Origin of the sequence: Herbidospora sp. NBRC 101105, assembly GCF_030269205.1 — a bacterium.
GTDB classification, from domain to species: domain Bacteria; phylum Actinomycetota; class Actinomycetes; order Streptosporangiales; family Streptosporangiaceae; genus Herbidospora; species Herbidospora solisilvae.
In genome coordinates this window covers 600922-614313 of record NZ_BSSX01000002.1, presented here as the reverse complement: position 1 = coordinate 614313, position 13392 = coordinate 600922, and the positions used below count along the sequence as shown (strand labels likewise).

The following is a 13392-nucleotide window of genomic DNA, read 5'->3' as shown; positions in this document are numbered from 1 at the left end:
GCCACGGCCGGCCCTCGGCCGTCCGCGTCTCGCCTCGTCGCGTTCACCCTGCTATAGACGGGCTGGTTGAGCAAGCGATTCAGGGTCCTCCCCGGATTCTCGCGTGAGACGTGGCGGATGGAGGTGAACTTGGGTCAACTGCACGGAGAACTAGGCGCCCAGGACACGGTCCAGGTAGGCGTTGGCGAAGAGGCGGTCCGGGTCGACCCGGTCACGTAGCGCGACGAAATCCCTGAAACGCGGATATACCTGGGAAAGATAGGTGGCATCCGTGTTGTGCATCTTGCCCCAGTGGGGCCGTCCGTCCAGGCCGGTCATGATCTCCTCGACGGCGGCGAAGTAGCCGGGGTTCGGCGTACGCCGGTAGACGTGGCAGGCGATGTACGCCGAGTCGCGGTCGTAGGCGGTCGAGAGCCAGGCCGTCGAGGGCGGGGTGACCCGCACCTCCACCGGGAACGAGATCCGCCACGGCGACCGCTCCACCAGGGCGCGCACCTCACGGAGGGCGTCGGCCAGATGGCGGCGCGGGATCGCCCACTCGGTCTCCAGGAACCGCACCTCGCGCACGCTGGTGAACACCTTGTACGCCGTGTCGCAGGTCTCCGACGTGCCGAGCACCGTCCCGGAGAGCCGGTTGACCGGCGGGATGATCGACGGGAACCGCGCCCCCACCCGGTTGGCCACCCCGAACAGGGTGTTCTCCACGAAGACGTCGTCGAGCCAGGTGCGGAACCGGCCCGGCGCGAGCTGCCCGCCGACCGCGCGGTTGTTCCGCTTCACCAGGCACAGGTCGGTGTGGGGCAACCAGAAGAAGTCGAGGTGCTCGTTCTCCAGCGTGATCGTGTCGAGGGCGTCGAGGATCTCGTCGAACCGCATCGGCGAGCGCTGGTTGCGCAGCAGGAACGCCGGCTCGACCCGGAACGTCACCGCCGTCACGACGCCCAGCGCCCCCAGCCCGACCCGGGCCGCGTCGAACAGGTCGCCCTCGGAGACCGTCACGGCCGAGCCGTCGGCCAGCACGAGGTCGAGCGCGGTCACCTGGTCGGCCAGCCCGCCGACCGACCGGCCGCTGCCGTGGGTGCCGGTCTGGACGGCGCCCGCCACCGTCTGGAGCGTGATGTCGCCCATGTTGGCCAGCGCCAGCCCGCGCCGGTCGAGCTCGACGTTCAGCACGTGGATCGGGGTGCCGGCGGCCACGGTGACGGTGCCGTCGCCGAACGACAGGATCCCGGTCAGGCCCTCGGGCCGGAGCATGATCCCGTCGGTGAGGGCCACGCCCGTGAAGGAGTGGCCCGTGCCGATCATGCGGACCGTGCGGCCCTGGCGCTTGGCGTCGGTCACCGCCTCGGCGACCTCGGCGGGTGAACGGGGCGTGCGCGTCTCAGCCGGAGTGATCGACTGGTTGCCCGCCCAGTTCGTGAACGTCATGAATGTGAACGATACTCAGAAACGACCGGCGTGCGTAGCCATCCCGAGCCCAGCAGGCCCACGAGCGCGGCCAGCAGGGCGCAGCCGAAGGCGAAGCCGTAGGCGTTGGAGGCGCCGAAGGTCTCCGCCAGGTGGCCGCCCGCCCAGGCGCCGATGGCCACGCCGAACCCGATCGACGTCGACAACCACGACATGCCCTCGTTGAGCTGCGGCGCCGGGACCAGCCGCTCGATCAGGGAGAAGCCGGTGATCAGGGTGGGCGAGATGGCCAGGCCGGCGAAGAACAGCGCGACCGCCATCGGGGCCAGCTCGCCGATCAGCACGATCGGGGTCAGGCCGACGGCGAAGACGCCCAGGCCGCGCACGAACCGGCTGCGGAGGGTGATCTTCCAGGCGCGGGAGCCGTACCAGAGACCCGAGACCATCGACCCGGCGCTGAACGAGGCCAGCAGCAGCCCGGCCACGCCCTTGTGGCCGTGCTCCTCGGCGAAGGCCACGGTGACGATGTCGACCGTGCCGAACACGGCGCCCATGCCGAGCAGGACGACCGACAGCAGCGCCACACCCGGGATCGCGATCGGCGAGCCCCGGTGCTCCCGGTGCCGCACGACCGGCGGCTGGCTCGACTTGAGCAGCGAGAACGCCAGGGTGCCCGACACCGCCAGGACGACGGCGACGATCAGACCGGCGTACACGTTCAGCGACGTGGCCACCAGCGCGGTGAAGGCCGGTCCGGTGACGAAGATGACCTCGTCGGCGACCGACTCGAACGAGAAGGCGGTGTGCAGCTTCGCCGGGTCGTCGAGCAGGTGCGACCAGCGCGCCCGCACCATCGACCCCAGCTGGACCGCCGTCGCGCCCGCCAGGGCGGCGGCGGCGAACAGCGCCCAGACCGGCGCCTCGGCCTGGGCCAGCAGCATCAGCGCCACCAGCGCGCCGCCGTGGGCCAGCACCGCTGGCACGACGATCCGCGCCTGCCCGAAACGGTCGCTCAGCCGCCCCATGACGGGCGCGCCGACGGCGGTGGCGAGAGCGAAGGCGGCCGCGACGGCGCCCGCCGTGGCGATGGATCCGGTGACCGCCGAGACGAGCAGGGTGATCCCGATGCCCAGCATGGACATGGGGATGCGCCCGACGAAACCGGAGATGACGAAGCCCTTCGCACCTGGCGTGCGGAACAGACCTCGATACGTACGCATGAGAGCAGTCCTCTACCCGTTCCCAAGCGTCCGGGCGAACCGAAATGACGGCTGCGGCCATGGGGGAATGGGATGGCACGCGGACGACTACTGCTTACTCCCCTTGAAACTCTCCTGACCATGGCTCACAGCCGATATGGATGGCAAGTGAGTTTCCGGTCGATAAGGTACCAACGTGAACCAGGCTCCCCGTCATCCCCGGTTCACGCCGCTCCGCGCCCTCGTGACCGGGCTCGCCGCGACCATCGTGGTGACGGTCGCCGCCGGCGGTGTGTTCCTCCTCAACGACACCGGCCGTCCCGTCGCCGGTGAAGCCGCACCGCCCCCGCCTTCGCCGACCGTTCTGCCCGGCCCCCTCGCGCCGTCGGCGCCGCCCCGGCAGATCGGCGGGCCCGGCGTGCCGGTCACCCCGCCGCAACTGCTCGGCATCGCGCCCCGGCCGGTGCCCCAGGAGACGGTGCTGCGCATCGCCAAGGTGAAACACGTCGAGAAGGTCGCCCTGGTGGGCGGCGGCGGGGTCCGGCTGTCGGGCCACCCGCTGCAGCTGCTCGCCGTCGAACCGGCCCAGTTCCGGTCCTGGACGCCCGAACCGGTCGCCCAGCATCCGGAGGTGTGGAGCGCCATCGCGCGCGGCGAGGTGGTCGCCGACCCGGCCGTCATGAAGCGGCTCGGCATGGTGCTCGGCAAGGAGTACCAGGTCGACAACGGTCCCCGCCTGCGCATCGCCGCCTCGGCCCACCTCGGCTTCCCCAACATCGACGGCCTGATCTCCAAGGACCTCGGCGCGCGGCTCGGCTTCTCCGAGGGCGTGGTCGTGCTCGTGCACGGCGACAACGTCAGCGGGACGCGGGTGCGCAAGCTGATGGGCGACGGCTCCAGCGTCGTGCCCATCGGGAAGGTCAAGGAGGAGGCGGCGCGGCAGCCCGCCGCCCGGACCACCCTCGTCGGCCGCCCGGCCAGCTACCTGGAGCTCTACCGGAAGGCGGCCGCCGTCTGCCCGGGGTTGTCGTGGACGGTCCTGGCCGCGATCGGCCAGGTCGAGAGCAGCCACGGGCGCAACAACGGCCCCTCGTCGGCCGGGGCCCTCGGGCCGATGCAGTTCATGCCGGCCACCTGGCGGGCCTACGGCGTCGACGGCGACGGCGACGGGGTGGCCGACATCTGGAACGCCTACGACGCCGTGCCCGGCGCGGCCAACTACCTCTGCGCCACCGGGGCAGCCGGTGGCGGCGAGAGCCTCAGGAAGGCCGTGTGGGCCTACAACCACTCGTGGGACTACGTGAACAAGGTGCTCGGACTGGCCGGCGCCTACGCCCGCGCCTATCCCTGAGGCCGGGGGCGCGAGGGAGCCGGGCAGCAGGTGACCGGGCAGGCCGTCGGCTCGGGCTCGTCCACCAGGTCGCGGATCATCTCGACGAACCTCGGATGGGTGCCGGCCGTGCCCGCGCGGGCCAGCCGCAGGCCCAGCTCGCCGGCCCGGTCGCGGGCCTCCACGTCGAGGTCGTAGAGCACCTCCATGTGGTCGGAGACGAACCCGATCGGCACCAGCACGACCGACTCGACCCCCTTGGCGTGGAGGGTCTCCAGGTGGTCGCACACGTCGGGCTCCAGCCACGGGATGTGCGGCGGCCCGCTGCGGCTCTGCCAGACCAGGTCGAAGTCGCCGGCCCCGACCTCGGCGGCGACCAGCGCGGAGGCCTCCCGGAGCTGACGCTCGTAGGCGTTGCCCTGCGGCCCGGCCGAGACGGCCATCGACACCGGGATCGAGTGGGCCGTGAACACCAGCCGCGCGTCGCCGCCGACCTCGGCCAGGGCCGCGCGGGTGCGGTCGGCCATCGCGGCCACGAACCCCGGATGGTCGTAGAAGTGGCGCATCTTGACCAGCTCGGGCCCATCGGGCACCGCCGCGGCGGCCCGCGCGATGTCCTCGCGGTACTGGCGGCAGCTCGAATAGGACGCCGTGGCCGCCGTCGCGAACGCCGCCGCCTTCCTGATCCCGTCGGCCTTCATCTGGGCGACGGTCTCCTCCAGGAAGGGGTGCCAGTTGCGGTTGCCCCAGTAGACCGGCAGGTCGACGATCTTCTGCAGCTCCTCGACCAGCGCCCGGTTCTGCGCGTTGATCGGGCTGGCCCCGCCCATCGACTGGTAGTGGGCCTCCACCTCCAGCAGCCGCTCGCGCGGCACACCCCGTCCGCGCACCACGTTCTCCAGGAACGGGAGCACGTCTTCCGGACGCTCGGGCCCGCCGAACGACAGCACGACGATCGCGTCGTAGTTCCCCATGTGCCCAGCTTAGGGGGGTAGGTTCGACGGATGAGCTCGATCTTCCAGGATGTGCGTGACTACGTCGCCGTCCCGCGGACGGCGTCGCTGCGACTCGCCCCCGACGGCTCCCGGCTGGTGGCCGTCACGCAGTCCCTGAACCCCGACCGCAAGAGCTACGGCACGGCGATCTACGACATCCCCCTCGACCCCTCCGGCGAGCCCACCCGGCTGACCCGGTCGGCGAAGGGAGAGAGCGGCGCCGTCTTCACCCCCGACGGCGACCTGCTCTTCGTGTCCGCCCGCCCCGACCCCGCCGAGAAGGACGCGGACGACCGGCCCGCCCTGTGGCTCCTGCCGAAGACCGGCGAGGCCCGCCGCCTGGCCACCCGCCCGGGAGGCGTCTCCGGCGTGCGGGCCGGCGGCTCCTCGATCGTGTACGTCGCCGACGTCTACCCCGGCGACCCCGAGTCCGAGCGCGACCGCCGCAAGGAACGCGAGGAGGCCGGCATCACCGCGATCCTCCACGAGGGCTACCCGGTCCGCTTCTGGGACCACGACCTCGGCCCCGGCAACCCCCGGCTGTTCTCGCTGGAGCACGGCGACCTGACCCCCGACGCGGGCGCCGCCCTGCAGCGCACCTCCTTCGACGTCACCCCCGACGGCACGACCGTCGTGGCGTTGTGGCGCGACGACCTGCCGGGCGGCGACCACCGCGTCCGCGTGGTCGGGCTGACCGGCGGCGAGCGCCGGGTCCTGGCGAGCGACGACGACCACAACTTCGAGGGCCCCGTCGTGATCTCGCCCGACGGCCGCTACATCGCCTGCCACCGCGAGCGCCTCACCTCCGAGACGGTGTCGGCCAGGGGTGAGCTCTGGCTGATCGACCTGGAGACCGGCGACCAGCGCGCCCTGGGCGACTCCGGCTACTCGATCGCCTGGGCCCCCGACTCCTCGTTCCTGTACGCCGCCTGCGACGACCGCGGCCGCCGCCCGATCTTCGCGGTGTCCCTCGACGGCGAGCGCCGCAGGGTCACCCCCGACCACGGCGCGTACACCGAGATCAACGTGGCCCCCGACGGCACGGTCTACGCCCTGCGCGGCGCCGTCGACCACCCGCCGGTGCCGGTCAAGCTCGCCGACGGCCGCTACGTCGTCCTGCCGTCGCCGACCCCGGTCCCCGACCTGCCCGGCACGCTCACCGAGATCACCGCCACCGCCGAAGACGGCACCGAGATCCACGCCTGGCTGGTGCTGCCCGCCTCCGACGAGCCCGCCCCGCTGCTCCTGTGGATCCACGGCGGCCCGCTCGGCAGCTGGAACGACTGGTCGTGGCGCTGGAACCCGTGGATCATGGCCGCGCGGGGCTACGCCGTCCTGCTGCCCGACCCCGCCATGTCGACCGGCTACGGCCAGGAGATGATCGACCGGGGCTGGGGCGAGTGGGGCCCGGTCACCCACGGCGACCTGATGGCCATCACCGACGCGGCGTGCAAGCTCCCCGAGATCGACGAGACCCGCACGGCCGCCATGGGCGGCTCCTTCGGCGGCTACATGGCCAACTGGGTGGCCGGCCACACCACGCGCTTCAAGGCGATCGTCACCCACGCCTCCCTGTGGAACCTCGACCAGTTCGCCGGCACGACCGACGTCTCCTCCTACTGGCAGCGCGAGTTCGGCCTGCCCGGCTCGCCCCGCTACGAGCGCCTGTCGCCCCACCACCGGCTCGACCAGATCGCCACCCCGATGCTGGTCATCCACGGGGACAAGGACTACCGCGTCCCGATCGGCGAGGCCCTGCGGTTGTGGTGGGACCTCCAGCGCACGGGTGCCGAGGCCAAGTTCCTGTACTTCCCGGACGAGAACCACTGGATCCTCAAGCCCGGCAACACGATCGCCTGGTACGAGACGATCTTCGCCTTCCTGGCCCACCACGTGCTTGGAGAGGAGTGGCACCGGCCCGGCTCGGTGGCCTGACCGCCGTTGGGCGGGCCTCGATAGCCTTGGCGCATGCCGCTCAACCCGGACAAGTTCCTCGATCTCGCCCGGAGCATCGCGATCGAGGCGGGCGACCTGCTCCTCGCCGAACGCGCCGCGCTCTCGGCCCGCCCCGAAGTGGTGGAGACCAAGTCCAGCCCCACCGACGTCGTGACCGCCCTCGACCGCGCCGCCGAGGACCTGATCCGGGCCCGGATCACCGAGAACCGCCCCGACGACGCGATCCTCGGGGAGGAGGGCGGCGACACCCCCGGAGCGGGCGACGCCCGCTGGGTCGTCGACCCCATCGACGGGACGGTCAACTTCCTCTACGGGCTGCCCGCCTGGGCGGTGTCGATCGCCGTCGAGGTCGACGGGGAGATCGTGGCCGGGGTGGTCAACGTGCCGCCGATGGGTGAGGTCTTCACCGCCGTGCGCGGCGGTGGGGCCTTCCTCAACGACCGGCCGATCACCTGCTCGACCGGGGTGCCGCTCGACCGGGCGCTGGTCGCGACCGGGTTCGGGTACGCCGCCGGGCGGCGGGCCGTCCAGGCCCAGGTGCTGGCCGAGGTGCTGCCGCGGGTGCGGGACATCCGCCGGGGCGGTTCGTGCGCGGTCGACCTGTGCTCGGTGGCGGCCGGGCGGGTGGACGCCTATTACGAGCGCGGCACCAACTACTGGGACCACGCCGCCGGCGGGCTGATCGCCCAGGAGGCGGGCGCGAAGGTCGGCGGGCTGCGCGGGACGGCGTACAACATCGAACTGGGCCTGGCCGCCGCGCCCGAGCTCTTCAGTCAGCTCCACGACCTGCTGCTGACGCTCGACCCGGAACGAGACCTCTGAGAAAGACGGACCCCGCCCGGCCGGTTGGCCGGGCGGGGTCCGCTGCTGCTCGGAGTTCAGCCTGGGTCAGTCAGCGCTGAAGAGGGATGCCGTGGTCGTCGGCCAGCCTCCGAAGATCTTCGATCTCGGCGGTGAGGGTGTCGGCGAGGAAATCGTCACCGGACGACTCGGCCTCCTGGAGTCCCTTGTAGGCCTGGTCGAGCCGGGTTTCGATCGTGGTCGTGAACTCGCCCATCTCACCTTCTTTCCTAAGGGGGTTTCATCGAGCCGACGCGGAAGCGGACGCGCAGGCTCGGGGGTATGACCACCTCTACCCACCCCGCTTAAACGCCTAAACATGGAAATTTCTCCATCTCGGGATGAGGCTTACCGTGCACTTACGGTCACTGCCGCGAGAATGAACCCACCTGATGAAGGAGGAAGCCCGATGCGGGTGCTTGTGGTGGAGGACGAGCGCGTGCTCGCCGACGCGATCGCGACCGGTCTGCGCCGGGAGGCGATGGCCGTCGACGTGGCCTATGACGGCGCCGCGGCCCTGGAGAAGACGGGCTACATCGACTATGACGTGATCGTGCTCGACCGTGACCTGCCGAAGGTCCACGGCGACGAGGTGGCCCGGCGCCTGGTGGCGCAGCGCAGCGCCTCGCGGATCATCATGCTGACCGCCAGTGGCGACGTCGACGACAAGGTCGAGGGGCTGGAGCTGGGGGCCGACGACTACCTCGCCAAGCCGTTCGTGTTCATGGAGCTGGTGGCGCGGGTGCGAGCACTCGGACGCCGGTCGGCCTCCGCCCTGCCGCCGGTGCTGGAGCGCTCGGGCATCCGGCTCGACCCCGGCAAGCGCCTGGTCACCCGTGACGGCAGTGAGATCACGTTGACCAAGAAGGAGTTCGCCGTCCTGGAGGAGCTGCTGCGCGCCGAGGGGGCCGTGGTCAGCCAGGAGGACCTGCTCGACAAGGCGTGGGACGAGAACATCGACCCGTTCACCAACGTGGTCCGGGTGACGATGATGACGCTGCGGAAGAAGCTGGGCGAGCCCCAGGTGATCGAGACGGTGCCTGGAGTGGGGTACAAGCTGTGACCGACTGGACCGAACGCAAAGAAGAGGTGACCGCGGAGCGTCCCAAGCCAGGAAACCGGATGACGTCGCCGGTGGGCACCGGGCCCTACCGGAGCCAGCCGCCGCCGCCGAGCGGCCCGCCCGCCTGGGACGGGCCGCCGCCCGGCGAGGCCCGGCCGGTCAGGCCGCCGCTCGCCGAGCAGGTCAAGGAGCTGGCCGGCCGCCTCAGCATCCGCTGGCGGCTGACCATCACCTACGGCGCCATGTTCTTCGCCGCCGGGGCGCTCCTGGTGTTCGTCATGTACTCGCTGGTCGGCTGGGCCATCAAGGACGCCTGGACGCCGGTGCCGCTGGGCGGCGACGTGCCGGCGGAGATCTCCCAGATCTGGGACGACTACTGGCTCGGCCAGCGCAGCGCGACCATCGAGGCGGCCCAGACCTACGTGCTCCAGCGGTCGCTGATGGCCCTGCTCGGGGTGGGCATCCTGGCCCTCATCCTCGGCTACGTCGTGGCCGACCGGGCGCTGAAGCCGGTCATGCAGATGACCGCGACCGCCCGCAAGCTCTCGGAGACCTCGCTGGCCCACGAGCGCATCGACCTCCAGGGCCCCGACGACGAGCTGAAGGAGCTGGCCGACACCTTCGACGCCATGCTCACCCGGCTCAACAGCGCCTTCGACGCCCAAAGACGGTTCGTCGGCAACGCCTCCCACGAGCTGCGCACGCCCCTGGCGATCAACCGGACCGTCCTGGAGGTGGCCCTCTCCGACCCGGAGGCCTCCGAGGACCTGAAGGTGCTCGGCCGGACCCTGCTCGGCACCAATGCCCGGCACGAACGTCTCATCGAGGGCCTGCTGCTGCTCGCCCGCAGCGAACGCGATCTGTCGGTGCGCAAGGCCGTCGACGTCCAGGACGTCGTGAAGACCGCCGTCGACCAGCTCGCGCCCTTCGCCGCCGAGGAGGGCGTCGACGTCGAGTACGACCTCCACCCCGCCCAGGCCACCGGTGACCCGGTGCTGCTCGAACGGTGCGTCAGCAACCTGGTCGAGAACGCGGTCAAGTACAACAACGGGTCCGGCGGAAAAGTCTGGGTGCGATCGGGAATCGTCGACGGGGCCTCCGTTGTTCAGGTCGCCAACACCGGCATTCTGGTCCCTGCCTACGAGGTCGACGCGCTCTTCGAGCCCTTCCGGCGGCTGCACGCCGACCGGATCGAGTCGGCCAAGGGGGCGGGACTGGGACTGTCCATCGTGCGCGCCATCGTGCGCGCCCACGGGGGGACGGTCACGGCGGTCCCGCGTGACGGCGGCGGCCTCGTGGTGACGGTGCGACTGCCGGGCTCGGCTCCCGCGACGACTCCCTCGGCGCGGTGATCGTGCCCTGCTGCACATCCACTCGCGCAATGTGGTTGGATGTGCCGTCGAACGCGGTGGGTCATCCCGCCAATGCTGTGGTTTCGCCATATTTGGCTAACCGGAGCCGAGGTGGGGAACACCCTCGCGAGTCGGGAGGTTCAGCGTCCATTCATCCGGGGTACCGAATGCCCGGTATGGGCGCCACCCTCCCGAAGCGTCAGAGATATAGATGAGGGGGATGGAGTACGCAAATGGCTACCGACTACGACAGCCCGCGCAAGACTGACGACGACCTGAGCGAAGACAGCCTTCAGGAACTCCAGGCGCGGCGCAGCGACAAGTCGTCGGGCAGCATCGACATCGACGAGACCGATCTGGCCGAGTCGCTCGAGCTGCCGGGGGCTGACCTGTCGAACGAGGAGCTCTCGCTCCGAGTGATCCCTCGGCAGGCCGACGAGTTCACCTGTTCACGGTGCTTCCTGGTGCACCACCGCAGCCAGCTCGCCTCCGAGAGGAACGGACAGCAGGTCTGCCGCGAGTGCGCGGCCTGATTCCGGGAAGGGTCCGTTGATGTCTTCAGAAGCGGATCAGACCAGAGATCAGAGTAGAGATCGCGAAGGCGACGACGAAGTCGCCGAGATCATCGGCAAGCTTGTCAGCCAGGATGCACCGGGGGAAACTGACGGCGCCGAGCGGCGCAGGCTGCTCGGCCGCCTCAGCGGCGCACTGGCCACGTCCGCCCGCAAGGCGGGCGCCAGCGGGGTCGGCCGCGGCCGCTGGCTGGCCGACCTGTTCATGAACGTCGCCATGCGGTTGCCGATCCGCGACCTGGCGACCCTGCAGGAACACCACTACGGTCTCACCGGCGAGCAGCTGGCCGACGACCTCGTCCGCACCGCGACGAAGGCCACGATGGCCGTCGGCGCCGTGGGCGGCGCCCTTGCCGCGGCGGAGTTCGCCGCGCCCCCTCTCCTCCTCTCCGCTCCGGCGCAACTCGTCGCCGAGACCGTCGTCGTGGCCGCCATCGAGGTCAAGCTGCTGGCCGAGCTCCACGAGGTCTACGGCGTGCAGGTGCCCGGCACCCGGCCCGCGCAGGCGGCGCAGTTCGCCATCGCCTGGTCCAAGCAGCGCGGGGTCGACCCCCTGAAGCCCGCCTCGGTCACGCTCGCCCTCGGGGCGGCGGCCAAGACCTCCCTGCGCAACCGGCTCATGCGGACCCTCGGCCGCCACCTCACCACCCTCGGCCCCTTCCTCACCGGCGCCGTCGCCGGAGGGGCGCTCAACCGGCTCGCCACCAAGCGGCTGGCCCAGGCGGTGCGCACCGATCTGCGCCGTCAGCGTGGTCTTCCCCCTGCTCCGCAGAGCTGATATCAAACCGTTACCCCCTGGTCTAAACCATTCGGTAACAGGTCACGACCTGCGGGAGATCATTCTCACACTTGACGTAATGAATTGTGCACGTCGTTGGGGGTATGGGCGGTTCCGGGGACCTTACGTATGGTTGTTCGTAAGGCGATAACTGGAGGGCTCATGCGTGGCACCAGCTCGTTCCTGATCGTCGCGAACCGGTTGCCGGTCGACCGTGTGGGCGAAAAACAATGGCGTCGCAGTCCCGGCGGCCTCGTGACCGCGATCGCTCCGGTGATGCAGCGGAGAGACGGGGCGTGGCTGGGCTGGCACGGCGCGGCCGGAGAGGAACTCAAGCCGTTCGACCACGACGGGATGCACCTCATTCCCGTGCCGTTGTCGCAGCTCGAGGTCGAGTTCTACTACGAGGGATTCTCCAACGCCACGCTGTGGCCCCTCTATCACGACGTCGTCGCCACCCCCGTCTACTCGCGGGTGCTCTGGGACGCCTACCGGGCGGTGAACGACCGGTTCGCGCGGGCGGCGGCCGACGCGGCGGCCCCCGGGGCGGTCGTGTGGATCCAGGACTACCAGCTCCAGCTCGTGCCGGCGATGTTGCGCAAGCTGCGACCCGACCTGAAGATCGGTTTCTTCCTGCACATCCCCTTCCCGCCCGCCGAACTGTTCTGGCAGCTTCCCTGGCGCAAGGAGATCCTCGAAGGCCTGCTCGGCGCCGACCTCGTCGGCTTCCAGCGCCCCGGCGGCGCCTCCAACTTCGTCCGGCTCGCCCGGCGGGTGCTCAACCTGCCGGCCAGCCGCAACGAGATCCAGGTCGACGACCGGATCGTGCGCGCCGAGGCCTACCCGATATCGGTGGACTTCGGGTCTCTCGACCAGCTCGTCCGCGAACCCCACATCATGACGCGGGCCAAGGAGATCCGGGCCGAGCTCGGCAACCCCGACCACGTGCTGCTGGGCGTCGACCGGCTCGACTACACCAAGGGCATCGGCCAGCGCCTCAAGGCCTACGGCGAGCTGCTGGCCGAGGGCCGGATCGAGCCGGGCGAGGCGGTGTTCGTGCAGATCGCCACGCCCACCCGGGAACGGGTCGAGGAGTACATCCGGCTGCGCAACGACATCGAGCTCCAGGTCGGCCGCCTCAACGGGGAGTACGGCCTGTTCGGCTGGTCGCCGATCAACTACATGCACCAGTCGTACAACAGGGAGGAACTGGCGGCTCTGTACTGCGCGGCCGACGTGATGGTCGTGACGCCGCTGCGCGACGGCATGAACCTGGTCGCCAAGGAGTACGTCGCCTGCCGCCACGACCTGCGCGGCGCCCTAGTGCTCAGCGAGTTCGCCGGGGCCGCCGACGAGCTCAAGCACGCCTACATGGTCAACCCCTACGACATCGACGGCATGAAGCGGGCCATGATGACCGCCATGCACGAACCGCCCCACGAGCTGGGCCGGCGGATGCGCTCCCTCCGCCGCCGCGTCGCCACCCACGACGTCGACCGCTGGGCCAGCGACTTCCTCAAGGACCTGGAGGCGTGAGCGAACCCTGGCCGGCCGGCGACCGACCAGGGTGAGCCTCAGTCCTTGATCTCCTCCGCGACGTCGCGGGCCATGTCCTTCCAGTTCTTCCAGCGCTTCGCCGCGGCCCTGGTGGCGACGATGCGGGTGACCTCCATGCCCAGGCCCATCACGACCGCGTAGGCGATGGCCTCGCCGAGGCTCACGTCGGGGGAGTCGACGCTGGCCGGGGGCTTCCTGCCGGTGGCCTTCTCCCAGGCGAAGGACAGGGCCTTCTTGGCGACGAAACCGACGGCCAGCCCCACCAGGCCGCCGACGATGCGCCACTGCATGTCCGGTTTCTCTTCCTTACCCGCCATGATCCCTCCTCGGTATCGACCTTATT

At 70.5% G+C, this 13392-nt stretch carries 13 protein-coding genes; 8 read left to right on the top strand and 5 right to left on the bottom strand.

Annotation, left to right across the window (positions count from 1 at the left end):
• Positions 1–150 precede the first annotated feature (150 nt).
• The gene (locus QSK34_RS11660) at positions 151–1428 is read right to left on the bottom strand and encodes a D-arabinono-1,4-lactone oxidase (protein ID WP_285583090.1); all 1278 of its coding nucleotides are present in this window, start codon (positions 1426–1428) and stop codon (positions 151–153) included.
• Positions 1425–2627 carry an MFS transporter gene (locus QSK34_RS11655; protein WP_285583088.1) on the bottom strand — a complete coding sequence of 401 codons (1203 nt, stop codon included), beginning with the start codon at positions 2625–2627 and terminating at the stop codon, positions 1425–1427. The genes QSK34_RS11660 and QSK34_RS11655 overlap by 4 nt, the downstream gene beginning before the upstream one ends.
• A gap of 175 nt (positions 2628–2802) precedes the next feature.
• Between QSK34_RS11655 and QSK34_RS11650 the strand changes: the two genes are divergently transcribed.
• Positions 2803–3957 carry a lytic transglycosylase domain-containing protein gene (locus QSK34_RS11650; protein ID WP_285583086.1) on the top strand — a complete coding sequence of 385 codons (1155 nt, stop codon included), beginning with the start codon at positions 2803–2805 and terminating at the stop codon, positions 3955–3957.
• Here the strand turns inward: QSK34_RS11650 and QSK34_RS11645 are convergent.
• Complete coding sequence (locus tag QSK34_RS11645; RefSeq protein WP_285583084.1) at positions 3948–4910, bottom strand: ferrochelatase; 963 nt, start codon at positions 4908–4910, stop codon at positions 3948–3950. The two genes, QSK34_RS11650 and QSK34_RS11645, sit on opposite strands and share 10 nt — an antisense overlap.
• Positions 4911–4940: 30 nt before the next feature.
• Between QSK34_RS11645 and QSK34_RS11640 the strand changes: the two genes are divergently transcribed.
• Positions 4941–6866 carry a S9 family peptidase gene (locus tag QSK34_RS11640; protein WP_285583082.1) on the top strand — a complete coding sequence of 642 codons (1926 nt, stop codon included), beginning with the start codon at positions 4941–4943 and terminating at the stop codon, positions 6864–6866.
• 33 nt (positions 6867–6899) lie between these two features.
• A complete protein-coding gene (locus QSK34_RS11635; RefSeq protein WP_285583079.1) occupies positions 6900–7709 on the top strand; it encodes an inositol monophosphatase family protein in 810 nt (269 codons plus the stop codon).
• A gap of 70 nt (positions 7710–7779) precedes the next feature.
• On the opposite strand, the gene QSK34_RS11630 is transcribed toward QSK34_RS11635, so the two are convergent.
• The gene (locus QSK34_RS11630; protein ID WP_169806295.1) at positions 7780–7944 is read right to left on the bottom strand and encodes a hypothetical protein; all 165 of its coding nucleotides are present in this window, start codon (positions 7942–7944) and stop codon (positions 7780–7782) included.
• A gap of 192 nt (positions 7945–8136) precedes the next feature.
• On the opposite strand from QSK34_RS11630, the gene QSK34_RS11625 reads away from it, so the two are divergent.
• From QSK34_RS11625 to QSK34_RS11605, 5 genes are all read left to right on the top strand, one after another.
• On the top strand, positions 8137–8790 hold the full coding sequence (locus tag QSK34_RS11625) for a response regulator transcription factor (RefSeq protein WP_030454400.1): 654 nt from the start codon (positions 8137–8139) through the stop codon (positions 8788–8790).
• Between the two features lie 59 nt (positions 8791–8849).
• Positions 8850–10142: a sensor histidine kinase gene (locus QSK34_RS11620; protein WP_285583074.1), complete on the top strand. Its 1293-nt coding sequence runs from the start codon at positions 8850–8852 to the stop codon at positions 10140–10142.
• Between the two features lie 233 nt (positions 10143–10375).
• The gene (locus QSK34_RS11615; protein ID WP_161479042.1) at positions 10376–10675 is read left to right on the top strand and encodes a DUF4193 domain-containing protein; all 300 of its coding nucleotides are present in this window, start codon (positions 10376–10378) and stop codon (positions 10673–10675) included.
• Between the two features lie 19 nt (positions 10676–10694).
• The gene (locus QSK34_RS11610; RefSeq protein WP_285583071.1) at positions 10695–11492 is read left to right on the top strand and encodes a hypothetical protein; all 798 of its coding nucleotides are present in this window, start codon (positions 10695–10697) and stop codon (positions 11490–11492) included.
• A 162-nt stretch (positions 11493–11654) separates the two neighbouring features.
• Positions 11655–13028 (top strand): alpha,alpha-trehalose-phosphate synthase (UDP-forming), encoded by a 1374-nt coding sequence (locus tag QSK34_RS11605; protein WP_161479043.1) that lies wholly within the window; start codon positions 11655–11657, stop codon positions 13026–13028.
• A gap of 38 nt (positions 13029–13066) precedes the next feature.
• Here the strand turns inward: QSK34_RS11605 and QSK34_RS11600 are convergent, their stop codons facing one another.
• On the bottom strand, positions 13067–13366 hold the full coding sequence (locus QSK34_RS11600) for a DUF4235 domain-containing protein (protein WP_161479044.1): 300 nt from the start codon (positions 13364–13366) through the stop codon (positions 13067–13069).
• Positions 13367–13392 lie beyond the last annotated feature (26 nt).